This window comes from Pseudonocardia sp. NPDC046786, assembly GCF_040645415.1.
Lineage (GTDB): Bacteria > Actinomycetota > Actinomycetes > Mycobacteriales > Pseudonocardiaceae > Pseudonocardia > Pseudonocardia kongjuensis.
In genome coordinates, this window is the sequence record NZ_JBEYYF010000005.1 from 310,220 (window position 1) to 335,025 (window position 24,806).

Below are 24,806 nucleotides of genomic sequence, written 5' to 3' on the forward strand. Positions count from 1 at the left end.
GAGGCAACGAGGCCCCGGACGACCCCCCTACCTCGGCAAACGTCCGGACACGTTCCGATCGTCCGATCTGTGCGGTGTGCCCTGGGCAACCGCCGGTCACGCCGTGGGTAGTGGTCCGAACACGGTGACCGGCGGGACCTCACCGGTCACCGGTTCGATCTCGACCAGGCAGCTGTGCGCGCTCGGTCCCTGGGCGAGCGCGGACGTGCCGCGGTCCCCGGTCAGCACGTTGGCGTTGCCGTGCACGTCGAGCCCGTCCGGCCCGGACGGGTCGTACCAGGCGCCGGTCGCGAGCCGCACGACACCGGTTCGGATCCGGTCCGACAGCACGGCCCCGGCGAGGCAGGCGCCGCGGTCGTTGTGGATCCGGACAACGGCGCCGTCGGTGATCCCGCGGGCGGCCGCGTCGAGCGGGTTGATCGTCACCGGTTCGCGGCCGGCGACCTTCCCGGCCTGCGAGTGCGAGCCGTTGTCGAACTGCGAGTGCAGCCGGCGGTCGGGCTGCCCGGAGAGCAGGTGCAGCGGGAACCGGGCGGCCGCCGGCGAGCCGAGCCACTCGGCCGGTTCCAGCCAGGTGGGGTGGGCCGGGCAGTCGTCGAGGGCGAACCCGCCGATCGTGTCGGAGACGATCTCGATCCGGCCGGACGGGGTGGCGATCGGGTTCGCGTCCGGGTCGTCGCGCAGCGCCGAGTACGGCGCGGGCACCGGCGGCGGCTGCGGCAGCGCGACGGTGCCGATCCGGCGCAGCTCGGCCAGCGGGGGCAGCTCGCCGCCGAGCCCGGCGGCCTCGTCCCGGATCTGCCGGTACAGGTGCTCGATCCACTCCTGTTCGGAGCGGCCCTCGGTGAACTCCCCGGCGATCCCGAGCCGGGCGGCGACCGCGGCGAGGATGGCGTGGTCGGTGCGGACGCCGTCCGGCGGGCGGGCGGCACGCACCATCGCCGAGACGTACGGATCGGCCCCGCCGACGGCGACGTCGTCGCGTTCCAGCCAGGTCGCCGCGGGCAGCACGATGTCGGCGTGCCGGGCGAGCGGGTTCGCGAAGTGCTCGTGCACGATCACGGTGTCGGGCCGCTGCCACGCCCGGACCAGCCGGTTCAGGTCCTGGTGGTGGTGGAACGGGTTCCCGCCGACCCAGTACACGAGCCGGGTGTCGGGGTAGGTGTGCCGGCCGCCGTCGTAGTCGAACGGCTCCCCGGGGTGCAGCAGCATGTCCGCGATCCGGGCGACCGGGATGAAGGTGTCCACGCCGCGCGGCCCCTGGGGCAGGGCGGCGGCCCGGAACCGGGACGGCACCAGCCCGAGCTGGTGCATCGCGCCCAGCGCCGCCCCGAACCCGCCGCCCGGCCGCCCGAGCGATCCGGTGACCGCGGCCAGCGTGAGCGCCGCCCACGGTGCCTGCTCGCCGTGGTCGGCGCGCTGCAGCGAGTACGCGGTGGTGACCACGACGCGGCGGCCGCGCATCCGGCGGGCCAGTCCGGCGATGTCGTCGGCGGCCAGACCGCTGATCGCCGCCGCCCAGCGCGGGGTCTTCGGCACGCCGTCGTCGCGACCGAGCAGGTGCGACTCGAATCGGTCCCAGCCGACGGTGCACCGGCGCAGGAAGTCCTCGTCGTGCGCGCCCGCGGTGACCAGCTCGTGCGCGAGCGCCAGCATGATCGCGACGTCGGTGCCCGGCCGGGCGGGCAGCCGGGTGGCGTCCAGGGCGTCGTCGATGTCGGTGTGCAGCGGCGACACCGACACGAACTCGGCGCCCCGGGCGCGGGCCGCCCGCTGCTCGGCGAGGTTCGTGTGCCGCCCGATGCCGCCGCCGTTGACCTGCGTGTTCCGTCCGGGGAGCCCGCCGAATGCGAGGACCAGCGAGCGCTGCTCGCCGATCTCGCGCCAGGTCGGGTTGGACGCCAGCGCCGCCCCGTAGCCGCCGCCGACCCGCCGCAGGATCACCTGCATCGCCGCCGACGAGTACGACTCGACGGACCGGGGGTAGCCGCCGAGCAGGTTCAGGAAGCGGTGGATCTGGGACTGCGGGTGGTGGAACCGGCCCGCGGACCCCCAGCCGTAGGAGCCGCCGAACACCGCGGAGTTGCCGTGCCGGTCGATCGTGTCGTGCAGCGCCGAGGCGGTGAGCTCGACGGCGGTGTCCCAGTCGACCGGCACGTACGGGTCGGTGCCGCGCACGCCCCGCCCGCCGCCCGCCGGGCCGGGCCCGTGCTCAAGGTAGCCGCGCCGCACGTGTGGCCGGGTCAGCCGGGACGGCGCGGTCAGGCTGGACGGCACCCCGAGACCGATCGGGGACGGCTCCGGATCGGCCGGATCGGGACGCAGACCCAGTATCCGGGTCCCGTCGGTCTCGGCGAGGTAGGTCCCGAAGTGGCTCGCGGTGGGGACTTCGCGGCGCATGGCCGGGGAGGGCATGCCGTCATCCTGAACCGGCCGTGCGCGGATGCCGCCGGAGCGTGACGAGGGCTACACAACGGACCGTCGTCCGGTGCCGGGACGCACGTACAGTGCGGAAGGGACCATCCAGAGCGGCCGAGAGACCTGGCTCGACGACGCCGCAGCAACCCGCCCCGGACCACCGGGCGGGTGCTCATGCCGGGAGCGATGGAGGACCGAATGTTCGTCGGGGTGCGACGCCGGCACGTGGATCTCCTCCGCACGTCCAGCGCCTGCTGTCCGGGCTGACCGCTCGTCCGGCCGCCCCCGCGCAGTCCCGCGCCGGCGGCCCAGCGGGTCCTGCCGTCGCTGCCGTGATGGGGCGCGCGGGCACCCGCTCGTGTTCCGCCCCACCGCGCCCGGAGGTGCCATGTCCTTCGTCCTTGCCGTCGAACTCGACGGCGACGGAGCCCACCCGTCCGCCTGGCGGCACTCCCGCCGCTCACCCGGTGCCGTGCTCGGCGGCGCCGCGCTGCGCACCTCGGTGCACGACGCCGAGCGCGCCGGTTTCGATCTCGCGACGTTCGCCGACACCCCGGTGCCGCCGGCCGGCGGCCCGGACGCCGCCGGCCGGATCGAGGCCGGCACGCGGGCCGCGTTCGTCGCGACCAGCACGTCGCGGATCGGGCTGGCACCGACCCTGCACGTGACGACCACCGAACCGTTCCACCTGGCCACCCAGCTCGCCTCGCTGGACCACGCGACCCGCGGCCGGGCCGGCTGGGTCCTCGGCGCGGCGAACGACGTGGCGTCCGCGGCCACCGTCGGCGGTGTGCCGCTCGATCCGGCCGGGCTGCACCGCGAGATCACCGACGTGCTGGACACCGCCCGGGCGCTCTGGGACTCCTGGCAGGACGACGCCGTGATCCGCGACGTCGCCACCGGCCGCTATCTCGACCCGGACCGGGTGCACCACGTCGACGTGACCGCCGCCCGGTTCACCGTGAAGGGGCCGCTGATCACCCCGCGCCCGCCGCAGGGGCAGCTCGTGGTGCTCGCGCCCGAGGAGCTGGACGTGGCCGGCCGCACCGACGTGGTGCTGGTCGGCGGTGCCGATCCGGCCGACGTCGCGGACCGCGCCGAACGGGCACGGGGTGCCGGTGCGGCGCGGGTGCTGGCCGAGGTGCAGGTCGTTCTCGACACCGACCGGTCCGGCGCCGAGCGGCTCGCCGAGCTCGACGACCACACCCCCTGGCCGGACGACGGCCGGTTGCGGCACGTCGGACCGGCCGCCGGGCTGGTCGCACTGCTGCGCCGGCTCGCCCCGCTCGTCGACGGCGTCCGCCTGCATCCCGCGGTGCTCGCCGACGACCTGCCGGTGCTGGCCGGCCGGGTGCTGCCCGAGCTCGCCGATCTCCGGGCCGCCACGGGGGACACCCTGCGCGGCACGTTCGGCCTGACCCGTCCCGAGAACCGCTTCGCCGTCCGAGGAGGACAGTCGTGACCGGACCACACGTGCACCTCGGGGTGTTCCAGGCCGGGGTCGGCCCGCAACTGGTCTGGGCGCACCCGGACGCCGCGCCGCACACCGCGATCGAGACGTTCGTGCAGACCGCGCAGCTGCTGGAGCGCGGCCTGTTCGACGCGTTCTTCCTCGGTGAGGGCCTGCGGGTGCGGGAGAACCGCGGCCGGGTGCACGAGCTCGACGTCGCCGGCAGGCCGGACGCGATCACCCAGCTGGCGGCGCTGGCCGGGGCCACCGAACGGATCGGCCTGGTCGCCACCCAGAACACCACCTACAACTTCCCGGCCGATCTCGCGCGCCGCCTGGCGAGCCTCGACCTGCTCTCCGACGGCCGGGCCGGCTGGAACGTCGTGACCACCGACAACGCCTGGACCGGGGAGAACTTTCGGCACGGCGGCTGGCTCGCGCACGAGCGCCGCTACGAACGGGCCGAGCAGTTCGTGGAGGCGGCGAAGGCGCTCTGGTCGGCCTGGGACGCCGACGCCGTGCAGGACGCCGACGCGAAGAGCTGGGCACGGCCCGGCTCGATCGCGACCGTGGATCGGCACACCGACCTGGTCGATCTCACCGCCGTGCCGACCGTCCCGGCGAGCAGGCAGGGCAGGCCGGTGCTGTTCCAGGCCGGTGACTCGGCCGGCGGCCGCGAGCTCGCCGCGAAGCACGCCGACGTCGTCTTCTCCGCGCACACCCGGTTCGACGAAGCCCGCGCGCTGGCCGAGGACCTGACCGTCCGGCTCGCCCGGTACGGCCGGGACCGGGAGTCGCTGCGGATCCTGCCGGGCGCCGAGATCGTGCTCGGCGAGACCGCCGCCGAGGCCGAGGAGAAGGCGCGCTGGGTGCGCGGCGAGCAGGTCACCGGGCGCCGCGCGCTGGCGTTCTTCGAGCAGTACTGGGGGACCGACCTGTCCGGTTACGACCCGGACGGGCCGCTGCCCGACATCGAGCCGTCGGACGCCGAGCTGGACCCCTCGCGGGGCACCATCTCGATCGACCGGCGCAGCGGCAAGCTCGCCCTGATCGCGCAGTGGCGGGAGCGGGCCGACGCCGGGAACCTGTCGATCCGCGATCTCGCGCTGGAGGTCTCGCCGGGTCATCCGGCGTTCGTCGGGACCCCGGCCCAGGTCGCCGACGAGTGGGCGCGCTACGTCCGCGCGCGGGTCGTCGACGGGTTCAACCTGCTGCCGTACCTGATCCCGGGCGCGCTCACCGACGTCGTCGACCTGCTGGTCCCCGCCCTTCAGGAACGCGGCGTCTACCGCACCGGCTACCAGGGATCGACCCTGCGCGAGCACCTCGACCTGCCGGAGATCCGGTGAGCGCGGCGCGGCCCAGGACCCTGCGGACGGTCACCGGCGTCGGCACCGCGGACACCTACGATCTCGCGATCGACCCGACCCGCGGCACCCTGGACACCGCGGTGCGGGTCGCGAAGCTCGCCGAGGAGGCCCGGATCGACGCGTTCTTCACCGCCGACCTGCTGAGCTTCGGCGCGCAGGGCGCGATCGGGTCGCAGGAGCCGCTGGTGTTCGTGTCGGCGCTGAGCCAGGTGACCTCCCGGATCGGGCTGATCGCCACCGTGTCGACGACCTTCCACCATCCGTTCAACCTGGCCCGGATGTTCGGCACCCTGGACCACGTCAGCAACGGGCGGGCCGCCTGGAACCTGGTGACGTCGTCGGTCGGCGAGGAGAACTTCGGCCCGGGTGGGCTGCCCGCACCGGAGGACCGCTACGCCCGCGCCGCGGAGGCGCTCGACGTCGTCAACGCGCTGTGGGACAGCTGGGAGCCCGGCGCGCTGACCGCGGGTCCCGACGGCGGCGCGGTGCTGCACCCGGAACGGGTGCACCCGATCGACCACACCGGCCGGTTCTTCTCGGTCGCCGGTCCGCTGAACATCCCGCCGCTGCCGCAGCGCCGCCCGGTGCAGATCCAGGCCGGGCAGTCCGACGCCGGCCGGTCGCTGGGCGCCCGCTACGCCGAGATCGTCTTCACCTCGCTGCCCACCCTGGACGTCGCGCAGGACTTCACCCGCCGGATCCGCGCCGAGGCCGCGCAGCACGGCAGGCGCGGCGGCCTCCCGCTGATCTTCAGCTCGTTCCACGCCACCTACGGGGCCACCGAGGAGGAGGCCCGCCGGATCGTCCGGGAGCGCCGCGAGGCGCTCGACTTCGAGAAGGGACGGCTGCAGGTCGCCGACATGCTCGGCGGGGGAGTGGACCTCTCCGAGCTCCCGCTGGACGCGCCGCTGCCGGAGAGTCTGCTGCCCGACGTCGCCTCGGTGCACCGCCGGCGCGGCCGGGTCGACATCTTCTCCCGCTACGCCCGGCAGGGCTACACGCTGCGTGAGCTGGTGATCGCTGCCCAGGACACCGGGCACTGGGCGGTGGCGGGCACCCCGGAGCAGCTGGCCGACGCGGTGCAGGAACGCTTCCGGGCCGGGGTGCTGGACGTGATCTCGCTGCAGGGCGTCGGCGATCCGCGGCTGCACGACTTCGTCGTGAACGGTCTGCTGCACGAGCTGCGCCGCCGCGGGATCGTCGCCGACGACTACGCCGGGACGACCCTGCGCGAGAACCTCGGCCTCGACCTCCCGGACCGGACACCCGTGCCGACCTGATCGGTGCGGTGCCCGGCCCGGGCCCGGTGAGGAGTCCGTCGACGGCGGTCTTGTCGCCGTGCACGACGTTGAACACGCCGTCGGGCAGGCCGGCTTCGGCCCAGAGTTCGCGGCCTTGTTCTGCTCGTAGGTCTTGCGCGCGGACTGCGTGGTCGCGAGCTCGCTGACCTCGGCGACCGGCACGTCCCACCACACCTCCGAGTGCGGGGAACCCGCGAGCGGATCGGTCTCGACGTGGATCACCGTGCTGTCGTCGGCCGCCTTCGCCGACCGGATCGCCGCCGCGACCTCCTCCGCCGTCGAGGCGCGGACGACCCGCACCCCGAAGCTCGCGGCGTTCGCGGCCAGATCCATCGGGAGCCGGTCGCCATCCAGCCGGCCGGTCGCCGCGGACCGGTACCCGGTACCGGGTGCCGAACCGCTGCGAGCCCAGCGACTCCGACAGCGCGCCGATCGAGGCGAACCCGTGGTCTTGATGCCCTCCTGGACCGCGGTCGCCGGCTCGGTCGCCATCATCAGGTACGACCCGTCGCCGACCAGCACGAACACGTCCCGGTCCGGGCAGGCCATCCGCACCCCGAGCCCACCCGCGACCTCGTAGCCCATGCAGCTGTAGCCGTACTCGACGTGGTAGCCCTTCGCCTCCGCACCCGCCACAGCTCGTGCAGGTCGCCCGGCATCGAACCGGCCGCGCACACGACCACGTCCTGCGCGTCGGACAGCTCGTTGACCAGGCCGATCACCGCGCTCTGGGACAGCAGCCCGTCCGGGATCGGCGTGCCGCGGAAGGCGGTGTCCACCCGCGCCGTCCACTCGGCCTCCGCGCGGGTGTACTCCGCCCGGTACGCCGCGGGCACCCGGTACCCGCGCAGCAGCACGGTGAGCTCGCGCAGCGTCTCCCGCGCGTCGGCGACGACCGGCACACCGGAGTGCTTCACCGAGTCGATCTCCTCGTCCCCGGTGTCGACGAGCCGGTGGCCGCCGGCGGGCAGGCACTCCGGCCGGGAGGCGACGATCGCGCCCGCGGCGTTCGCCCGGGCGAACGCCGTCTCCAGCGGCCAGCCGGCGAGCAGGCCGTGCGCGAGCGAGCCGCCGAAGCTGTCGACGGCGCCCAGGCCGTTGCACGGGGTGGCCGGGATCGGCGGGGACACGACGCGCTCGGTGCGGGTCCTGGCCAGCACCCCGTCGGCGCCGCGCTTGACGACCGCGAGCCGGACCCCGGCGTCGAGCAGCGCCTCGGCGGCCCGGTCCGGGTCGGTCTCGCCGGCCGCGACCTCGCACTCCTCCCGGTTGCCGACCGCCACGGTGACCTGCCCGAGCACCTTCTGCACCTGCGCGGTGGCCGCGGCCGGGGAGTCCCAGAACATCGGCCGGTAGTCCAGGTCGAGCACGGTCCGGCCGCCGGCCCGGGCGGTGAGGGCCTCGTCGTGCGCCGAGCGGGACGGCTCCTCGGACGGCCCGGACACCGACAGCCAGAGCAGGTCGGCCCCGACGACCGCGACGTGGCCGTGGTGCCGCCGGGGAACTTGCCGAACGACATCACGTCCTCAAGGCCGACGCCGACCTGCAACGGATAGATGTCCACCCCGGCGCGGCCGAAGGTCAGGATATCGGCGGAGGTGTTCATGATCCTCTTCCTGTGGGGTCCGTGCTGCGGCTTCCCTGCGAACGGTAGGCGCGACAGGGGGGTCCGGGAAGTAATTTGTACAGACATAAAGACAACCGGACCTTCCGGGTTACGCTCCGGGCATGGCCACCCGAACCGATGCGGTGCAGGTCGATGTCCGGCTCGACCGGGCCAGCCCGGTGCCGCTCTACCACCAGCTCGCCCAGGCGATCGAGGCCGCGATCGACTCGGGCGACCTGAAACCGGGGGACCGGCTGGAGAACGAGCTCTCGCTGACCCGGCGGCTCGGGCTCGCCCGGCCGACCGCCCGGCAGGCGATCCAAGAACTGGTCCGCAAGGGGCTTCTGGTGCGCAGGCGGGGCCTCGGCACGCAGGTGGTCCGCCCGGCGATCCACCGCGACGTCCGGCTCAGCAGCCTCTACGACGACCTGGCCGCCTCCGGCCGGGTCCCGGACACCACCGTGCTGGAGCACGGGAGCTGCACGCCGGCCACCTCCGGCATCGCGGTGCTGAGCGAGCTGCTGCCCGCCGACGAGCCGCTGCAGCGGGTGCTGCGGCTGCGCCGGGCGGACGGCGAGCCGCTGGCGATCATGGCCAACTACCTGCCCGCCCGGTTCCGGCTGGACGGCGAGGCGCTCGCCGGGCGCAGCCTCTACAACCTGCTGCGCGACCAGGGGGCGCAGATCGCGATCGCGCACCAGACGATCGGGGCCCGGCTCGCCGACGCCGAGGAGGCGGCGCTGCTGGAGCAGCCGCAGCCGCTGGCCTGCGTGACCGCCGAACGGATCGTCTACGACGACGCCGGTGCGCTCGTCGAGCTCGGCCGCCATCTCTATCGCGCCGATCGGTACACGGTGCAGACCTCCCTGGTGGTCTGACGGGTCACCAGGCGCGCAGCGCGCCCAGCAGGTTCGCCACGCTGGTCGCGAGGTCCCCGCCCGGTCCGTCGCCGGTCGGCGGCCCGTGCAGGATCGTGTCCTGCTCCAGGACGTGCCAACCGTCGTGGCCGTGCGCGTCCAGGTGCGACAGCACGCCGGTCATGTCCACGTCGCCCAGACCGTGCCGGCGCAGCGTCGCCGCGGGGTGGCCGGGGCGGCCGCTTCGCCCGGCGCGACGGCGTGTCCGATGTGCTCGCGCCGTCCGGTGATCGCGGATCGTCCGGTGCGCTCGCGTCGCCCGGGCTGGGTCGGGTCGCGGGCTGGGGTGTTGCCCGTCGCGCGCGGCAGGCGGTGAGCGGTCCGGTCGTGGGTCTCGCACGCCTCGCACCCCTGCCCCCTCGTCGCACCCCCAGCGCGACGTCGCACCGCTTCCAGCCGGTGCGGTGTGAGTGCCGGGGTGCGGCATGCGGAGCGGGTGCGGGCGTCGCACCCCTGGCGCGATGCCGCACCGCTTCCGTCCGGTGCGACGCCGGACACGGGGTGCGAAGCAGGGGGAGGGGTGCGAGGTGTGCGGCCGGGGGCACGTCACTCGGAGGCGCGTCACTCGGAGGGCGCGGCGCGCGTCACGGGGACACGCCTCGTCGGGGCGGCGCCCCGGCCCGGCGACCCGGCCGGGGGTGCGGAACAGGGGCCCGGCGGCCCGCGCCGGGATCAGGCCGAGGGGGTAGGCAGGGTCAGGCCGGGCGGTGCGGGGTCCCGCGCAGGCTGTACCAGTACGCGCCGGCCTCGGCGTCGCTCATGTCGGTGCGCACCTCCACCCCGGCGGGCCGGCCGAAGCGACGCTTGATCGCCTTCCGGGCGACCTTCTCGACCTTGTGCGCCAACCGCTCCGGGACGGTCCGCCCGGCGAGGGTCAGCACGGCGACGAAGGCGTAGCGGGCGGGCCCGCGGCGAGGCCAGGGACCGGTGCCGTCGGCGAGCGACAGCTCGACGGTCATCGGCCGCTTCTCGTGCTCGTGCAACGCCCGGGTCAGCTCGGCCTCGACCGTCTGTGCCTCGGCGCCGGCGGGTGCCTCGACCCGGACGACGGCCATCACGGCATTCGGCATCCCTGTGCTCACAGCACTCACGGTCCGTGGCTCCTTCCGCTGCGCACCGCCCCACGAAGTGCGCATCTCGGATCATTGTTTCCCTGACACGCCGGGATCAAACAAGAACTGGATCGAGAAAGTATCTGTCAATGTCACTGCGGAGGGTGGCATTCAGCCGATCGCGTTCACCTGTACGGCTCACAGGCGGGTGAGTCGCTCCAGGATCTCCAGCACGTGCTCGTACTCCTCGCCGGTCGCCCGGCTCATCCCGAGCTCGCAGGTCCGGTTGCACGAGGCGTACCCGTCGGCCGGCACCGCGGCGATCTCCCGGGCCTGCTCCGCGGTGGCCGCCGCGGTCAGCTCCGGATGCAGCAGCCCGCGGTCCCCGGCGAACCCGCAGCATCCCCAGGAATCGGGGACGACGACGTCGTCGGCGACCGCGGCGGCGACCCGCCGCAGCGGCTCGACGAGCCCGAGCTGGGTGGCCGAGCAGGTCGGGTGCAGCACGAGCCGGTCCAGCCGTCCGCGCACCGAGCCGGCGAGCGCGGTCAGCAGGTGCTCGGCGGTGTAGGCGACCGAGTCGAGCACCTCGATGCCGCGGTACTCCGCCGGTCCGGCCGCGATCATCACCCGCAGGCCCTCGGTGCACGACGACGCGTCGGTCACCACCGGGAGGGTGCCGCGCCGGGTGGTCGTCCAGAGCGCGGGCAGCACCCGCTGTGCCATCGCCGTCGCCCCCTCGGTCAGCCCCTTGGACTTCCACGGGGTGCCGCAGCACAGCGAGCCGAGATCGGCGGGTGCGGTGACCCGGATCCCGGCGCGGTCGCAGAGCCGGACGAACGCGTCCGCGGCGCCGTCCCCGGCGGAGCCGAACATCGCACCGGTGCACGAGGAGAACAGCACCAGTGCGGCGTCGGTCCCGACCAGCCCGCCGGGCCTGCGCCGCCCGCCACCGCCGGGCAGGTCGGCGGACCACAGCGGGACCTGCTCGGTGTCGGCGATCCGGCGCAGCGCGGCGGAGGCGGGCCCCGCACCCGGCACCCGCCGCGCCATCGACAGCGCGACGCCCGCCGCCCGGGTGGTGGCGCCCCAGTGCCGGGCCGCGAACGCCCACCCCCGGGCGGCGACCGGCTGCGGGCGCTCGGCACGCAGCCGGCGCACCAGGTCCCCGGTGTTGATCAGCACCGGGCAGGCGGTGCCGCACATGCCGTCGACCGCGCAGGTGTCGACGCCGTCGTAGGCGTAGTCCGTCTCCAGCTCGGCGACCAGCTGCCCGTCGCCTGCGGCCCGCGCCCGCTCCAGCTCGCGGCGCAGCACGATCCGCTGCCGCGGCGTCGTCGTCAGGTCCCGGCTGGGGCACACCGGCTCGCAGAAACCGCACTCGACGCACCGGTCCACCTCGGACTCGACGGCCGGGGCGGACTTGAGGTCGGACAGGTGCGCCGTCGGGTCGTCGTCGAGGACGACGCCGGGGGAGAGCACGCCGCGCGGGTCGCACAGCCGCTTGATCTCGCGCATGACCTCGTACAGGTCGTCGCCGTACTGCCTGCGGACGAACGGCGTCATCATCCGGCCGGTCCCGTGCTCAGCCTTGAGGGTGCCGCCGTGCGCGAGCACCAGCTCGACCATGTCGTCGGTGAACCGGCCGAACCGGTCCCGGCCGGCGCCGTCGCCGAGCCGTTCGGTGAGCATGAAGTGGACGTTGCCGTCCTTGGCGTGCCCGAAGATCACCGCGTGGTCGTAGCCGTGCCGGCCGAACAGCCCGATCAGGCCCTCGCAGGTCGGCAGCAGGTCCGGCACCGGGACCGCGATGTCCTCCAGCAGCGCCGCCGTGCCGGACGGCCGCGCCCCGGCGACCTTCGCGTAGAGGCCCTTGCGCAGCTTCCACAGCCCGGCCTTCGCGACCGGGTCACCGGACAGCTCGCGCGGGCCCTGCAGCGGCAGCGCCCCGATCACCCCGGCGGCCGCCCCGGCGAGCTCGTCGGCCTCGCCGGCCGAGTGCCCGCGGTACTCGACGAGCAACGCGGCCTGGTCACGCACGGTGAGTGCGCGCAGCCGGGGATCGGCGTCGGCGTCGGCCTGGCCGACCCGCAGCGAGGTGGCGTCGAGCAGCTCGATCGTCGCCGGACCGGAGTCCACCAGCGACGGCAGCGCCCGGTTCGCGGCCGCCAGGTCGTCGAAGACCAGCAGGCCGGTGCGGGTGTGCGCGAGCACCGGGACGGTCCGCATGGTGATCGAGGCGATGAACGCCAGCGTCCCCTCGGACCCGACGATCAGCCGGGCCAGCACGTCGACCGGCCGCTCGTGGTCGAGGAACGAGTTCAGGCCGTAACCCATCGTGTTCTTCAGTGCGAACTGCTGCTCGATCGTCTTGCGGGCCGCCGGGTCGTTCCGCAGCCGGTCCCGGATCCGGGCCAGGCCCGCCCACAGCCCGGGCTCGCGGGCGCGCAGCTCGTCGTCGGCACCGGGGGCGCCGGTGTCCAGCGCGGTCCCCGACGGCAGCACGATGTGCAGCGAGTCCAGCAGCGCGTAGCTGTTCGCGACCGTTCCGCAGGCCATTCCGGACGAGTTGTTCGCCACCACCCCGCCGAGCGTGCAGGCGACCTCGCTGGCCGGGTCCGGCCCTAGCATCCGGCCGTGCCGGGCCAGCCGGGCGTTCACCGCGCGCACCGTCGCCCCCGGGCCGACCCGCACCCGGGCGCCGTCGTCGAGGATCTCGATCCCGCGGAAGTGCCGCCGGGTGTCGACCAGGATCCCGTCGGTGACGGCCTGGCCGGACAGGCTGGTCCCGCCGGACCGGAAGGTGAGCGGGACGCCGGTCGCGGCGGACACCCGGAACAGCCGGGCGACGTCGTCGGCGCCGGCCGCCGTCACCACCGCCTGCGGGGTGCGGGCGAAGTGCGACGCGTCGTGCGCCATGCCGAGCCTGTCGAGCGCCCTGGTCCGGACGGCGTCCGGTGAGACGGCGGCGGCCAGCCGGTCGTGCAGGTCGGTGCTCACGATGGTGCTCCTCGCGTGTGGTGGGACGCGCGCTGCCCAGCCTGCCCTGCCGGCACCCCCGGTGCCGAGTCCGGCCGGCCCGCGAGGTCGCGGGCTCAGTCGTCCCGTGCGGAGGGGAACCGCGGCGCCCGCTTCTCGCGCAGCGCCGCGGCCCCCTCCAGCACGTCGGGGCCCATGAAGGTCAGCATCTCGTAGGCGGCGGACGCGTCGAAGGCCGGACCGGCGCTGCGCAGCCACTCGTTCAACGCCCGCTTGGTCAGCCGGATCGCCTGCTGCGACCCGGTGCCCAGGGCGTGTGCGATCCGCAGCGCCTCGTCGAGCACCTCCCCGCGGGGGAGCGCCTTCGCGACCATCCCGATCCGCTCGGCCTCCGCCCCGGTCAGCATCTCCCCGGTGAGCAGGTAGTAGCGCGACTTCGCCATCCCGGCGAGCAGCGGCCAGATGATCGCGGCGTGGTCGCCGGCCGCGACGCCGAGCCGGACGTGCCCGTCGCCGATCCGGGCGTCCTCGGCGCAGATCGCGATGTCGGCGAGCAGCGCCACGACCACACCCGCACCGACCGCGACGCCGTTGATCGCCGACACGATCGGCTTGCGGCAGTCGATCATGTTGTAGACCAGGTCGGACATCTCGTCCAGCATCGACGAGACCCGCTCGTGGTCGCCCGCCATCCGCTCGACCATGTCCAGGTCGCCGCCCGCGGAGAACGCCTTCCCGGCGCCGGTGATCACCGCGACCCGGGTCCGCTCGTCCGTGGAGACGTCCCGCCAGACCCGGGCGAGCTCGGCGTGCAGGATCTCGTCGGCGGCGTTGTAGCGGTCCGGGTTGTTGATCGTGATGAGCAGGACGCCGTCGGTGCGGCGGTCGAACAACAGCTGCCGGTAGGTGCTCGGGTCGAGGGTCACGGGTGGGTTCCTTCCGTACGGGGGACCTCGAAGAGGCCGCGGCTGTCGTCGTCGGCGGCCTGGGTGGTCGCCCGGTAGTGGATCTTCTTGCCGGTCGCGGTGAGCGGCAAGGTGTCGACGAACCGGTAGCCGCGCGGCCGCTTGAAGTCGGCCAGGCCGGGATGCGCCCGGCAGTGCGCGTCGCAGTCGGCGACGGTCAGCTCCGGATCGGCGGGCACCAGGTAGGCGACCAGCCTGCGACCCCAGCGCTGGTCGGGCACGCCGACGACGAGCGCGTCGGCGATCCCCGGATGCTCGTTGAGCACCTCCTCGACCTGGACCGGGTGCACGTTCTCCCCGCCGGAGACGATCATGTCGTCGCGCCGTCCGACGATCGTCACGAACTCGTCGGCGTCCCAGGTGGCGAGGTCGCCGAGCCGGACCCAGCCGCCGGCGAACCGGGCCCGGTCGGCGCCGCCGGTGTAGGCGTAGCCGGCCTTGGGCGAGCGGACGAGCACCTCGCCGACCTCGTGACCGTCCCGGGCGGCGAGCCGGTCCGGTTCGGCCACCCCGGCCTCGTCGATCCGGACGACCCGGACGTCGTCGTCGGTGCAGGCGCGCCCGGCCGACCCGGCGTGGGCGGGGAGGTCCTCCGGGCGCAGGAACGTGTTCCAGAAGGTCTCGGTGGTGCCGTACCCGTTGAAGATCCGCGGCGTCAGCACCTGCTGGTACCGCAGGCACGCCGCACGCTCCAGCGGGGCCCCCATCGTGACGATGCCGCGCAGCGACGACAGGTCGCGCGGCCGGTCCGCCTGCGCGCCGGCGAGCATCTCCAGGTTGGTCGGTGCGCCGATCAGGTAGGTGAGCGCGTGCTCGCCGACCAGGTCCAGCACCCGGTGCGGGTCGAAGGCGCGCAGCGGGACCAACCCGGCGCCCGCGTAGAACACCGGGTTCGGACCGCCGGAGTAGAGCCCGCCACGATGGAACCACGGCGTCATGTTCAGCGTGCGGTCCTCCGGCCCCAGCGGGAAGTGCATGATCACGTCGTGTGCGCTGAACACCTCCACCAGGCTGTTCAGCGGGACGCCCTTGGGCATCCCGGTGGTCCCCGAGGTGTACAGCCGGGTGGTCTCGTCGAAGGTGCTGCGCGCCGGGTCCGGTGGTGCGGCACCGGACCGGGTGAGCTCGCCGATCCGGACCGCGCCGGGCAACGGCTCACCGCCGCCGCACGCGACCAGCACCGGCGGCCGGTGTGTCGCCAGCGCCAGTGCCTCCCGCACCGTGCCGGTCAGCTCGGTGGTGTAGACGAACACCCGGGGCGCGCTGTCGTCGAGAACGTAGGCGAGCTCACCGGGGGCGAGCCGGAAGTTGACCGGGGCGCCGACCGCCCCGGCCGCCTGCGTCGCGAGGTAGAGGCGGGCGAGATCGGGCGAGTTGAACAGCTGGTGCACGACGACGTCGCCGGGGCCGACGCCGGCGTGCAGCAGCCCGGCGGCGAGCGCGTCCACCTGGCCGGCGAGATCGGTGTAGCTGTGCTGCTCGCCGGTGTCCGGGTCGACCAGCGCGGTGCGCCGCCCGAAGCGCCGCACGACGCGCCGGAAGCCGGCCAGGTAGGTGAAGTCCCGTTCGAACCACTCCCGGTACGGCGCGGGATCGTAGGTGTACATCGGTTCCTCCGGCTCAGGCGAATGCGGACAGTCCGGTCAGGTCACGGCCGACGATCAGCGACTGGATGTGGTCGGTGCCCTCGTAGGTGTGCACGACCTCCATGTCGGTGAGGTGCCGGGCGACGTGGTGCTCCAGGAGCAGGCCGTTGCCGCCGAGCAGGTCCCGCGCGTCCAGGCAGACCTGACGGGCCCGGCGGGCGTGGTGCAGCTTCGCCAGCGACGCCATCGGCCCGGTCCACTCGCCGCGCTCCTGCAGCTCGGCCATCCGGGCGCACCACAGCTGCATCGAGACGACCTCGGCGAGCATCCCGGCCAGCGTCTGCTGCACCAGCTGGAACCCGGCGATCGGGCGGCCGAACTGCTCGCGGTGCGCGGTGTAGGCGAGCGCGGCGTCGAACGCGGCCATCGCGTGCCCGAGCGACTCCCAGGCGGCGCCGCCGCGGGTGGTGGCCAGCACCCGGGACGCGTCGTGGAACGAGCGCGCACCCGGCAGCCGGTTCGCCGCGGGCACCCGCACCCCGTCCAGCACGACGTCGGGCTGCCACACGGCACGCTTGCCGATCTTGCCGGTGATCACCTCCGCCGAGTACCCGGCCGGGTACCCGTGCTCCGGGTCCGACTCGACGACGAACGCCCCCACCCGGCCGTCGGCGGTGTCCCGGGCCCAGACCACGACGACGTCGGCGAAGCTCGCGTTCCCGATCCAGCGCTTGGCGCCGTCGAGCACCCACCCGTCGCCGTCGCGCCGGGCGGAGGTCTCCAGCCGGACCGAGTCCGAGCCGTGGTCGGGCTCGGTGAGCGCGAACGCGCCGATCCGCTCCAGTGCGGCCATCGAGGGCAGCCAGCGCTCCTTCTGCTCGTCGTCGCCGAGCAGCGCGATCGTGCCCATCGCCAGCCCGGACTGGACGCCCATGAAGGTGGTGATGCTGCCGTCGCCGCGGGCCAGCTCGCGGATCACGATCCCGGCCTCCAGCGGGCTCAGCTCCGGGCAGCCGGGGCCCTGCGCGGTGTACCCGGCGACCCCCAGCGCGGCCAGGCCCGGCACCAGCGGGAACGGGAACTCCGCCCGGTCCCAGTAGTCGTTGATCACCGGCAGCAGCTCGGTGTCGACGAAGCCGCGGACCCGGTCGCGCAGGTCGCGGACGTGCTCCGGGAGATCGGCGTCGATCAGGTAGTAGTCGGTGCTCACGGTGCTCACGGTTCCTCCGTCTCAGACCATCGTCAGACCGCCGCTGACGCTGACGGTCTGACCGGTGAGGTACCCGGCATCGGGCGAGGCGAAGAACGCGACCGTCGCGGCGAGGTCGGCCGGCTGCGCCAGCCTGCGGAACGGGATGGAGCGCACCAGCGCGTCGCGCAGCCGGTCGTCGCCCTCGACGACCGAGGCGAACAGGGCGGTGTCGGTGGGGCCGGGACACACGCAGTTGACGTTGATGCCGTGCCGCGCGACCTCGCGGGCGAGGGTCTTGGTGAAGGCGATGACCCCGCCCTTGGCCGCCGAGTAGACGGCCTCGCCGCTGGACCCGACCCGGCCGGCGTCGGAGGCGAGGTTGACGACCGTCCCGGCGCCCTGCTCGATCATCACCGGGGCGACGGCGTGCGCGGTGTGCAGGACGCCGTAGAGGTTGATCCGGACGATCCGGTCCCAGTCGTCGGGATCGGAGTCGACGAACGGGCCGACCCGGTCCCAGCCGGCGTTGTTGACCAGCACGTCGATCCGGCCGTGCGCGGCCAGGACCCGCGCGGTCATCGCACGCACCGACTCCGGGTCGGTGACGTCCGCCTCGATCCCGGTGGCCCGCCCGCCGATCGCGGCGGCGGTGGCCGCCGCGGAGTCGCCGTCGACGTCGGTGACGGCGACCGTCGCACCCTCCGCGGCCAGCCGTTCGGCGATCGCCCGGCCGATGCCGCGGCCGGCGCCGGTCACGATCACGGTCCTGTCGTCCATCCTGCCCATCGGGCCTCCTGCTCTCACGGTGCGAGCTCGCGGCCGAGCCGGTCGCGGGCGATGACGAGCTTCATGATCTGGGCGGTGCCGTCGCCGATCTGCAGGCCGAGCACGTCGCGCAGCCGCTGCTCGACGGGCAGCTCCCTGCGGTAGCCGTACTGGCCGTGCAGCAGCAGGCACTGGTTGATCTGGTCGTAGGCGGTCTTCGGGGCGAACCACTTGCACATGGCGGCCTCGGCGGTGTGCGGCGCCCCGGTGTCGGCCAGCCACAGCGCGCGATGGCAGAGCGCGCGGGCGGCGGCGAGCAGCGTGTCCGCCTCGGCCAGCGGGAACGAGACGCCCTGGTTGACCGACAGCGGCCGGTCGAACGCGGTGCGGGTGGAGACGTGGGCCCACGTCTCGTCGACGGTCTGCTGCGCGCAGCCGACGCACTGCAGCCCGATCAGCGCCCGCGAGAAGTCGAAGCCGGCGAGTACCCGGCCGAAGGCGCGTCCCTCCTCGCCGAGCAGGTGATCGGCCGGGACGCGCACGCCGTCCAGGTGGACGGCGCCCCGCCCGACCGCCCGCGTCCCCATGTCCGGGTAGGTCTCGACGGTCACTCCGGGCGAGCCGAGCGGCACGAGGAACGCGCTGATCCCGCGGCCCCGCCCGGCATCCGGGTCGGTCCGGGCGACGAGCACGGCCGCGGACGCCTCGGCGGCGAACGACAGCGACTTGACGCCGTCGAGCACCCAGTCGCCGCCGTCCCGGACCGCGGTCAGCCGGGGGACGCCGGCGTCCGAACCGGCCTGCGGCTCGGTCAGCCCGATCCCGACGATCTCCTCCCCGGAGCAGATCCGCGGCACCCGGTCCTCGGCGATCCCGCGGGTGGCGCTGCCGGCGAGGATCCGCCCGGCCAGCGCCCCGACGACGACCAGGTAGCCGACCGCGAGATCGCCGCGGCCGATCTCCTCGAGGACCAGGCCGGTGGTGAGACCGTCGGTGCCGGCGCCGCCGAGCGCGGCGGGCAGCTGCGGTGCGATCAGCCCCAGGCGGCCCATCTCGCGGCGCAGGTCCGGGTCGATCCGGCCGGCCTGTTCCCGGTCCCGGTAGCCGGGGAGCAGCACGGAGTCGGAGAACGCGCGAGCCCGGTCGCGGTACCGACGCTGGGTGTCGTCGGGGGAGAGGTCCACACCGACCCTCCTTCGTCACTGGAAGTTTGACCACAGTGACAAACTTTGACCCTAGAGTCAATGTTCAGGGGTGCGAGACTGGCCGGGGAGGTGTGACGATGGCGGACGCGTCGGCCGGGCAGGTCGGGCGGGTGCAGCGCAGGCGCGGCAGGCGGATCCGGGAGATCCTCACCACCGCTGCCGAGCTGGTCGGCGAGCGCGGCTACGACGCGGTCAGCCTGGAGGACGTCGCGGAGCGGCTGGACGTCACCAAGGGATCGCTCTACTACTACTTCCCGGGCAAGGACGAGCTGGTCACCGCCGCCATCGAGACCCTCGGCGACGACTGGACCAGCCGGCTGGAGAGCCTGCCCGCCGCTCGGGAGGGCAGCGCCACCCGGCGGCTGCGGGCGCTGCTCGGCGAGCACGTGCGGATCGCGGTGCGCGAGTACCCGGCCGCGCTGCGGCTGTTCCTGGTGCCGAGCACCTGGCCCGCCGAACAGCGCACCCGGATCAAGGAGCTGCGGCTGCGGCACGACCGGGTGTTCCGGTCCGTCCTCACCGAGGGCCTGGCGAGCGGCGAGTTCGCGGTCGTCGCCGTCGACCCGACCCTGCAGTGCATGCACGCGGCGATGAGCCAGGCCCCGGTGTGGTGCGGCGAGCTGCGCGGGGCCGAGCAGGAGCGGGCACTCGACGAGCTGGTCGACACCCTGATGAAGCTGGTCGCCCGCGGCTGATCCGGGGCCCGGGGTTCAGGAGACGGCGGGCAGCGGGCCGGACGGCCGGTCCAGGTGCAGCGGCCGGGTGGACTCGCGGGGATCGGGCACCCGCGGCAACAGCGGGAGCAGACCCGTCGACGGGTCCTCCCGGGGAGGCCCGTGCGACACAGCCTGGTCGTGCGACACAGCCTGGTCGTGCGACACAGCCTGGTCGCGCGACACAGCCTGGTCGTGCGGCACAGCCTGCTCGTGCGGCACCGCGTGGTCGTCCGGCGCTGCGTGGTCGTGCGGCACCGTGTGGTCGTGCGGCACCGTGTGGTCGTGCGACACCGTGTGGTCGTGCGGCACTGCGTGGTTTTGCGGCGCTGCGTGGTCGTGCGACACGGCCTGGTCGTCCGGCGCTGGCTGCTCCTCCGGCGCAGTCGCCTCGGCCAGCAGCTCGCGCACGTCGACGGTGACCGGATGCGAGTCGCCGAGGATCCCCGCGGCGGTGTCGGCGGTCGCGGCCAGCAGGTTGCCCGCCCCGCGCAGGTCACCGTTGTCGGCCCGGGCCAGCGCCAGCGCGGCGCAGGACGCGATGGTGCACGGGTGCGCCGGACCGAGCACCCGGGTCCGCCGGGTGATGACGTCCTGGTGCCGGGTGATCGCCTCCTGCGGGTCCCCGGTGATCCGGTGCGCGGCGGCGAGCGCGTCGGCGGCGGCCAGCGACGCCGGATGGTCGGCGCCGAGCTCCTGCTCGCGTGCGGCGAGATTGCGGGCGGCGAGCGCGAGGCCGCGGGGCTCGTCGTCGCCGAGGAGATAGGCGACGGCGAGACTGCCCTCGACGACGAGCGTGTCGGTGTCGCGCGGGCCCAGGTCGCGCTGCGCGGCGGCGAGCACCCGCTCCAGCCGCCGGGTGGCGTCGGTCAGCGCCGGCCCGTCGCCGATCCGGCCGGCCGCCCGGACGCCGGTCGCGGCCCGGTCGTGCCGCACCCGCAGCGCGCTGCGTGCCCCGCCCGCGCGGTGCTCGACGTCCGCGCTCTCGCGCAGGAACGGGGAACCGGCGAAGACGCTGTCGCCCATGATCGTCGGCTCCTCTCCGGTCGTCGGCCGACCACCCGGTCGGCTCTGAAGATCGCTACTCAGCGTACCCTTCCCTCGGTCGTCGTCGGGAACTGCTGGGCTGTTCGAGGCGTACGCCACCCCGGCCGTCCACCCGCTGTCACCGTGCTGCGACCCCCGGTCAGCGGCGGACGGCGAGGCTGGCCGCCGCGGCCGCCGCGGCGACCCCGGAGTGCAGCCGGGCGAGCGGCGCCGGCAGGTGCACGACGGCGTCGCGGGCCAGGTCGCGGACCCTCGCCCGGTCGATCTCGGGCTCCAGCAGCCGCTCGACCCCGAGCGCCGAGACCAGCGCCAGGGTGAATGCGCCGTGCAGCGTGCAGGTGCCGGGCCTGCGCACCATGTCCCGCAGGGCGAGCCCCGGTCCGTGCGCGGCGGACCGGTCGGAGACGGCCAGCCGATCCCGGCGGCGGCCCAGCAGGCTCCGCCCGGTCTCCGCGACGAGCACGCCCTGTCGGACGAGCTCGTCGCGGACGGCCCCCAGCAGTGGTTCGCCGAGCACGTCGGCCCAGGCCCGCACCGGATGGGCCCGCGCCTCGTGCGCGACGCTGTCCAGCACGAGCGTCGCGGCCCGGCCCGTCGGTTCGGGATCGCCGGTGCCCCGGGTCGCGACGACCCGGTCCTCCTCGTCGACGGTCAGCGCCCCCGCGGTCACCAGGTCGCCGAGCTGGGCGCCGACCAGGCCGCAGGCGAGCAGGTCCGGCGCCAGGCCGGGGCGCCCGCCCGGCTCGTCGTACGCGATCAGGAAGAAACCGGTCGCGAGCGCGCCCTGCTTCACGTCACCGCCCCCAAGCAATTCACTCTGAGTAATTGTTCGCGCGCATAACGCCAGGATAACCCTCCGATTGCGCCACGGTTGTGACTGGACGTTAGCATTTTGCGCCGACAAACGTTTTCCGGTGATCAGGAGACCCGAATGGCACGGCACGCGACGGTGGACCGGCAGGTGCCCGGGCTGCGACGGCGACGGCTCGGGGTGGTGCACCTGGTGTTCTTCACCGTCGCGGCGTCCGCCCCGCTGACGGTGCTCGCGGGCGGCGTCACCACGGCCTACGCGGTGAGCGGGAACCAGGGCGTGCCGCTGGCGTTCCTCGGGGTGGCCGCGGTGCTCGTGCTGTTCGCGGTCGGCTACGCGGCGATGAGCCGGCACGTCGCGAACGCGGGCGCGTTCTACGCCTATCTGTCGCGCGGTATCGGCCGGCCGGCCGGGGTGGCCGGTTCGTTCGTGGCGCTGGTCGCCTACAACGCGATCCAGATCGCGCTCTACGGCCTCTTCGGTGCCGCCATGTCCGATTTCGTCGCCGAGCTCGCCGGGCTCCGGTTGCCGTGGTGGAGCTGGGCGTTGTTCGCGATGCTCGCCGTCGGCTGGCTGGGGCTGCTGCGGGTCGATCTGAACGCCCGGGTGCTGGCGGTGCTGCTGCTCGTCGAGGTCGCGGTCGTCGTCGCGTTCGACGTGGTCGGCTTCACCGAGCCCGCCGACGGTGTGCTGAGCACCGAGCCGCTGCTCCCCTCGACGCTGCTCGCCGGGGGGATCGGGGCGGTCATCGCGTTCACCGTGGCCTCCTTCACCGGGTTCGAGTCCGGCGCGATCTACTCCGAGGAGGCCCGCGACCCGCGGCGCACGGTGGCCCGGGCGACGTTCGTCGCGGTCGCCTTCACCGGCCTGTTCTACGCGCTGTCCGCCTGGGCGATGGTCGCCGCCACCGGTGCGGCCGAACTGCAGGTGAGGGCCGCAGAGGAGGGGCCGGGACTGGTGTTCGGGCCGCTGGCGGACCGATTCGGCCCGTTGGTCGCCGACGTCGCGACCCTGCTGCTGCTCACCAGCGTGTTCGCCGCGCTGCTGAGCTTCCACAACGGCGTCGCCCGCTACCTGTTCGCGCTCGGCCGGGAGCGGGTGCTGCCCGCCGGGCTCGCCACGGTCGGCGCCCGGTCCGGTGGCCCGGTCGCCGGTTCGCTGGCCCAGTCGGTGCTGGCGCTGGTCGTGGTGGCGGCGTTCGCGCTGACCGGTGCCGACCCTATGCTCGCCCTGTTCAGCTGGTTCTCCGGACTGTCCGCGATCGGCGTGGTGCTGCTGATGACCGGCACCTCGGTCGCGGTGATCGGCTTCTTCCGCCGGGACCGGACGGCGCGGGCGTCGGTGTGGGCGTCCACGATCGCTCCCGCGCTGGCGGCGCTGCTGCTCGCGTCCATCCTGACCGTGCTGGTCGGCAACTTCGACGCGCTGCTCGGGACCGACCCGTCGTCGCCGGCCCGCTGGGTGCTGCCCGGGCTCGTGCTGCTGGCCGCGCTGGCCGGCGCCGGCTGGGCGCTGCACCTGCGCCGGACCCGGCCCCGGACCTACGACGGCATCGGGGGCGGGGCCCCCGCGCCCGACGGGATCGCCCCGGACTCCGGCGCCCCCGTGGTCTACCTGCGGCGGGCCGGGGAGACCGGGCCCGCCGACTGGGCCGGCACCGGTTCGGCCGCCGCTTCCGACGGGTTCCCGGCGGACAACCGCCCGACGACGGTGTTCACCCTCCCCGCTCGGCCCGGCGACGACGCCGGATCGACCGCGGAGTTCCCCCGGCCCGGCCCACGCGACTGATCCGGCCCCGCCGGGGGGTCACCCGGCCGTGCGGTCTTCCGGTTCCTGCGGTGCATTTCCGTCGGACGGACTGGAATCCCGCAGCCTCGGTCCCGAGGATCGCTGGTTCGACACAGTGCGATGCGACACGGTGCGACAGGGGGACGCGATGCCGGGTTCAGGACGGGTGTGCCGTGCGGCATGCCCCGGTGGCGGGCGGTGACCTCCGGGGATCCCGGCGGTGACGGCGCGCCGGCGCCCGATCGCGGTCCGGACACGGTCCGGTGGGTCCCGGACTGGGCGGTCCATGGTGCGCGCCGGCCGATGCCACCCCGACCGCCGGTGCAGCCCGCGCCGATGTCCGATCCGCCGCCGGTGTCGGGAGCCGGTGCCGCGCTGCCGCCCGGGCCCGGGCCCGGTCTCGCGTCGGGGTCGGGGCCGGGGGATCGTGCTGCGCCGGAGCCGGGGGTCCGTCCCGCGCCGGTCTCGGGGACCGGTGCCGCGCTGCCGCTGGTGTCGGGGACCGGTGCCGCGCTACCGCTGGTGTCCGGGCCCGGTCCCGTGCCGCAGTCGGTGTCGGGGACCCGCCCCGCGCTGCTGTCGCCGATCTCGTCCCAGCCGTCGTCGCCGGTGGAACCGCCGGCCCGGCCCGTCCCCGGCCGACCGGCCTCGCGGGTGCTGACGTTCGGGATGGCGGGTGTGTTCCTCGCGGTCGCGGTCGCGGGCGCGTCGGTGGCGGTCGTCGCCGCGTCGGCCGCGGTGCAGCAGGACCGTGGCTGGCCCCGGGCAGGGGCTCCCGCCGCGGTGCTGGATCCCGCCGCGCCCGCCGGGCCGGGTGCAGCGGATCCCGGTGCACGATCCGCCCTGCCCGGCCCGGGGGCCGATCGCGGCGCGTCCGGGACCGGGGGTGACGGCGCGCCCGGCACGGCGGGGCAGGGCATCGCAGAGAATCCGGGCGGGCCCGCCGGCGGCGCCGCGGCGCGAGCCGGGACCGGCGGGGCCGGGGCCGGCGACCCCGGTCAGCCGTGGCTCGGCACCCCGGTACCGGTCGAGCCCGGTGCCGGTGGCTCCGTCGCGGGTGCAGACCCGGACACCGTGGAACCGGGCGATGTCCATCCGGGCGCCGGAGGACCGGGGCCCGGTGAGCCGGGGGCCGGGGGTCCGGGGCCCGGAGAGCCCGGTGCCGGTGGCCCGGCTGAGCCCGGTGGTTCGGGTACGGCGCAGCCCGGGGGCGGCGGGGCGGGTGCAGCTCAACCCGGCGCCGGTGGTGCAGGTGCACCCGGGGGCGGCGGCCCCGGTGCTGGTGACCCCGGTTCCGGTGGTTCGGGTGCTGCTGGGCCCGGCGCCGGTCCCGGTGGCTCGGGGGCCGGCGGCCCCGGTGCCGGCCGCCCCGGTGCCGGCGACCCGAGCGCCGGTGGCCTGAACGCCGGCGGCCCGGGAGATACCGGTTCCGGTGGTGTAGCACCGGGCAGCTCCGGTCGGCCGGAGCCGGCCGCGCCCGGACCGGCATCCGGTCCCACCGGCCCGACCGGCAGCGGCCCGCCGGGCGCGGCGCGCGGCTAGGTGTGATGCCCAGGCACGTTGGTCGAGATCGTGTGACGACACGGTCTGATCTGTAGACGGGCGAAGGCCTCCCGGGTGTGGAGTGGAGCTGTCTAGGAA

Annotated in this window: 19 protein-coding genes, 1 pseudogene and 1 riboswitch; of the genes and pseudogenes, 7 read left to right on the top strand and 13 right to left on the bottom strand. The window is 74.7% G+C overall.

Annotated features, from left to right (window positions below):
• Positions 1–96: 96 nt before the first annotated feature.
• Entirely contained in the window at positions 97–2,415 is a 2,319-nt protein-coding gene (locus ABZ881_RS08925; RefSeq protein ID WP_358483062.1) for a molybdopterin-dependent oxidoreductase, read from the bottom strand.
• A gap of 101 nt (positions 2,416–2,516) precedes the next feature.
• Positions 2,517–2,611: riboswitch (SAM riboswitch) on the top strand.
• A gap of 195 nt (positions 2,612–2,806) precedes the next feature.
• On the opposite strand from ABZ881_RS08925, the gene ABZ881_RS08930 reads away from it, so the two are divergent.
• Genes ABZ881_RS08930 through ABZ881_RS08940 form a run of 3 tightly spaced genes read left to right on the top strand, consistent with a single transcriptional unit; the run spans position 2,807 to position 6,518 of the window.
• Positions 2,807–3,880 carry an LLM class flavin-dependent oxidoreductase gene (locus ABZ881_RS08930; RefSeq protein ID WP_358483063.1) on the top strand — a complete coding sequence of 358 codons (1,074 nt, stop codon included), beginning with the start codon at positions 2,807–2,809 and terminating at the stop codon, positions 3,878–3,880.
• Positions 3,877–5,217: an NtaA/DmoA family FMN-dependent monooxygenase gene (locus tag ABZ881_RS08935; protein ID WP_358483065.1), complete on the top strand. Its 1,341-nt coding sequence runs from the start codon at positions 3,877–3,879 to the stop codon at positions 5,215–5,217. Before ABZ881_RS08930 ends, ABZ881_RS08935 begins: the two co-directional genes overlap by 4 nt.
• A complete protein-coding gene (locus ABZ881_RS08940; RefSeq protein WP_358483067.1) occupies positions 5,214–6,518 on the top strand; it encodes an NtaA/DmoA family FMN-dependent monooxygenase in 1,305 nt (434 codons plus the stop codon). Before ABZ881_RS08935 ends, ABZ881_RS08940 begins: the two co-directional genes overlap by 4 nt.
• Before the next feature lie 291 nt (positions 6,519–6,809).
• Here the strand turns inward: ABZ881_RS08940 and ABZ881_RS08945 are convergent.
• Together ABZ881_RS08945 and ABZ881_RS08950 are read right to left on the bottom strand one after the other, a co-directional pair.
• Positions 6,810–7,124: pseudogene (locus tag ABZ881_RS08945) on the bottom strand (thiamine pyrophosphate-dependent enzyme); the annotation flags it as partial.
• Positions 7,034–7,984: a PfkB family carbohydrate kinase gene (locus tag ABZ881_RS08950; RefSeq protein WP_358483069.1), complete on the bottom strand. Its 951-nt coding sequence runs from the start codon at positions 7,982–7,984 to the stop codon at positions 7,034–7,036. The gene ABZ881_RS08950 and the pseudogene ABZ881_RS08945, both read right to left, overlap by 91 nt.
• Before the next feature lie 283 nt (positions 7,985–8,267).
• Between ABZ881_RS08950 and ABZ881_RS08955 the strand changes: the two genes are divergently transcribed.
• Positions 8,268–9,023, top strand: coding sequence for a GntR family transcriptional regulator (locus ABZ881_RS08955; RefSeq protein WP_358483070.1), 756 nt, complete (start codon positions 8,268–8,270; stop codon positions 9,021–9,023).
• Positions 9,024–9,027: 4 nt separating this feature from the next.
• Here ABZ881_RS08955 and ABZ881_RS08960 read toward each other — a convergent pair whose 3' ends face one another.
• From ABZ881_RS08960 to ABZ881_RS08995, 8 genes are all read right to left on the bottom strand, one after another.
• Entirely contained in the window at positions 9,028–9,186 is a 159-nt protein-coding gene (locus ABZ881_RS08960; RefSeq protein WP_358483071.1) for a hypothetical protein, read from the bottom strand.
• 571 nt (positions 9,187–9,757) lie between these two features.
• A complete protein-coding gene (locus ABZ881_RS08965; RefSeq protein ID WP_344025956.1) occupies positions 9,758–10,144 on the bottom strand; it encodes a hypothetical protein in 387 nt (128 codons plus the stop codon).
• Positions 10,145–10,312: 168 nt separating this feature from the next.
• Positions 10,313–13,114: an FAD-binding and (Fe-S)-binding domain-containing protein gene (locus ABZ881_RS08970; RefSeq protein WP_358483073.1), complete on the bottom strand. Its 2,802-nt coding sequence runs from the start codon at positions 13,112–13,114 to the stop codon at positions 10,313–10,315.
• A 95-nt stretch (positions 13,115–13,209) separates the two neighbouring features.
• Entirely contained in the window at positions 13,210–14,019 is an 810-nt protein-coding gene (locus ABZ881_RS08975) for an enoyl-CoA hydratase/isomerase family protein (RefSeq protein WP_358483075.1), read from the bottom strand.
• A complete protein-coding gene (locus ABZ881_RS08980; RefSeq protein ID WP_358483076.1) occupies positions 14,016–15,665 on the bottom strand; it encodes an AMP-binding protein in 1,650 nt (549 codons plus the stop codon). The genes ABZ881_RS08975 and ABZ881_RS08980 overlap by 4 nt, the downstream gene beginning before the upstream one ends.
• Before the next feature lie 13 nt (positions 15,666–15,678).
• The gene (locus ABZ881_RS08985) at positions 15,679–16,863 is read right to left on the bottom strand and encodes an acyl-CoA dehydrogenase family protein (protein WP_358483078.1); all 1,185 of its coding nucleotides are present in this window, start codon (positions 16,861–16,863) and stop codon (positions 15,679–15,681) included.
• 12 nt (positions 16,864–16,875) lie between these two features.
• Positions 16,876–17,622, bottom strand: coding sequence for a 3-oxoacyl-ACP reductase family protein (locus ABZ881_RS08990; RefSeq protein ID WP_344025947.1), 747 nt, complete (start codon positions 17,620–17,622; stop codon positions 16,876–16,878).
• Between the two features lie 14 nt (positions 17,623–17,636).
• Positions 17,637–18,785 carry an acyl-CoA dehydrogenase family protein gene (locus ABZ881_RS08995; RefSeq protein WP_358483079.1) on the bottom strand — a complete coding sequence of 383 codons (1,149 nt, stop codon included), beginning with the start codon at positions 18,783–18,785 and terminating at the stop codon, positions 17,637–17,639.
• A 98-nt stretch (positions 18,786–18,883) separates the two neighbouring features.
• Here ABZ881_RS08995 and ABZ881_RS09000 point away from each other — a divergent pair, with 98 nt between their 5' ends.
• Entirely contained in the window at positions 18,884–19,501 is a 618-nt protein-coding gene (locus tag ABZ881_RS09000) for a TetR/AcrR family transcriptional regulator (protein ID WP_358483081.1), read from the top strand.
• Positions 19,502–19,516: 15 nt separating this feature from the next.
• Here the strand turns inward: ABZ881_RS09000 and ABZ881_RS09005 are convergent, their stop codons facing one another.
• The gene (locus tag ABZ881_RS09005) at positions 19,517–20,545 is read right to left on the bottom strand and encodes a tetratricopeptide repeat protein (RefSeq protein ID WP_358483082.1); all 1,029 of its coding nucleotides are present in this window, start codon (positions 20,543–20,545) and stop codon (positions 19,517–19,519) included.
• A gap of 160 nt (positions 20,546–20,705) precedes the next feature.
• Complete coding sequence (locus tag ABZ881_RS09010) at positions 20,706–21,359, bottom strand: GPP34 family phosphoprotein (protein ID WP_358483085.1); 654 nt, start codon at positions 21,357–21,359, stop codon at positions 20,706–20,708.
• Between the two features lie 138 nt (positions 21,360–21,497).
• Between ABZ881_RS09010 and ABZ881_RS09015 the strand changes: the two genes are divergently transcribed.
• Positions 21,498–23,165 (top strand): APC family permease, encoded by a 1,668-nt coding sequence (locus ABZ881_RS09015; RefSeq protein ID WP_358483087.1) that lies wholly within the window; start codon positions 21,498–21,500, stop codon positions 23,163–23,165.
• Between the two features lie 1,087 nt (positions 23,166–24,252).
• On the top strand, positions 24,253–24,567 hold the full coding sequence (locus tag ABZ881_RS09020) for a hypothetical protein (RefSeq protein WP_358483089.1): 315 nt from the start codon (positions 24,253–24,255) through the stop codon (positions 24,565–24,567).
• Positions 24,568–24,806: the final 239 nt, after the last annotated feature.

Excerpts from the sequence above, each read along its gene's own strand:
- ABZ881_RS08925 (WP_358483062.1), bottom strand. The coding sequence starts at position 2,415 with ATGCCCTCCCCGGCCATGCGCCGCGAAGTCCCCACCGCGAGCCACTTC.
- ABZ881_RS08930 (WP_358483063.1), top strand. The coding sequence starts at position 2,807 with ATGTCCTTCGTCCTTGCCGTCGAACTCGACGGCGACGGAGCCCACCCG.
- ABZ881_RS08955 (WP_358483070.1), top strand. The coding sequence starts at position 8,268 with ATGGCCACCCGAACCGATGCGGTGCAGGTCGATGTCCGGCTCGACCGG.
- ABZ881_RS08960 (WP_358483071.1), bottom strand. The coding sequence starts at position 9,186 with ATGACCGGCGTGCTGTCGCACCTGGACGCGCACGGCCACGACGGTTGG.
- ABZ881_RS08980 (WP_358483076.1), bottom strand. The coding sequence starts at position 15,665 with ATGTACACCTACGATCCCGCGCCGTACCGGGAGTGGTTCGAACGGGAC.
- ABZ881_RS08990 (WP_344025947.1), bottom strand. The coding sequence starts at position 17,622 with ATGGGCAGGATGGACGACAGGACCGTGATCGTGACCGGCGCCGGCCGC.
- ABZ881_RS09000 (WP_358483081.1), top strand. The coding sequence starts at position 18,884 with ATGGCGGACGCGTCGGCCGGGCAGGTCGGGCGGGTGCAGCGCAGGCGC.
- ABZ881_RS09005 (WP_358483082.1), bottom strand. The coding sequence starts at position 20,545 with ATGGGCGACAGCGTCTTCGCCGGTTCCCCGTTCCTGCGCGAGAGCGCG.
- ABZ881_RS09015 (WP_358483087.1), top strand. The coding sequence starts at position 21,498 with ATGGCACGGCACGCGACGGTGGACCGGCAGGTGCCCGGGCTGCGACGG.
- ABZ881_RS09020 (WP_358483089.1), top strand. The coding sequence starts at position 24,253 with ATGTCCATCCGGGCGCCGGAGGACCGGGGCCCGGTGAGCCGGGGGCCG.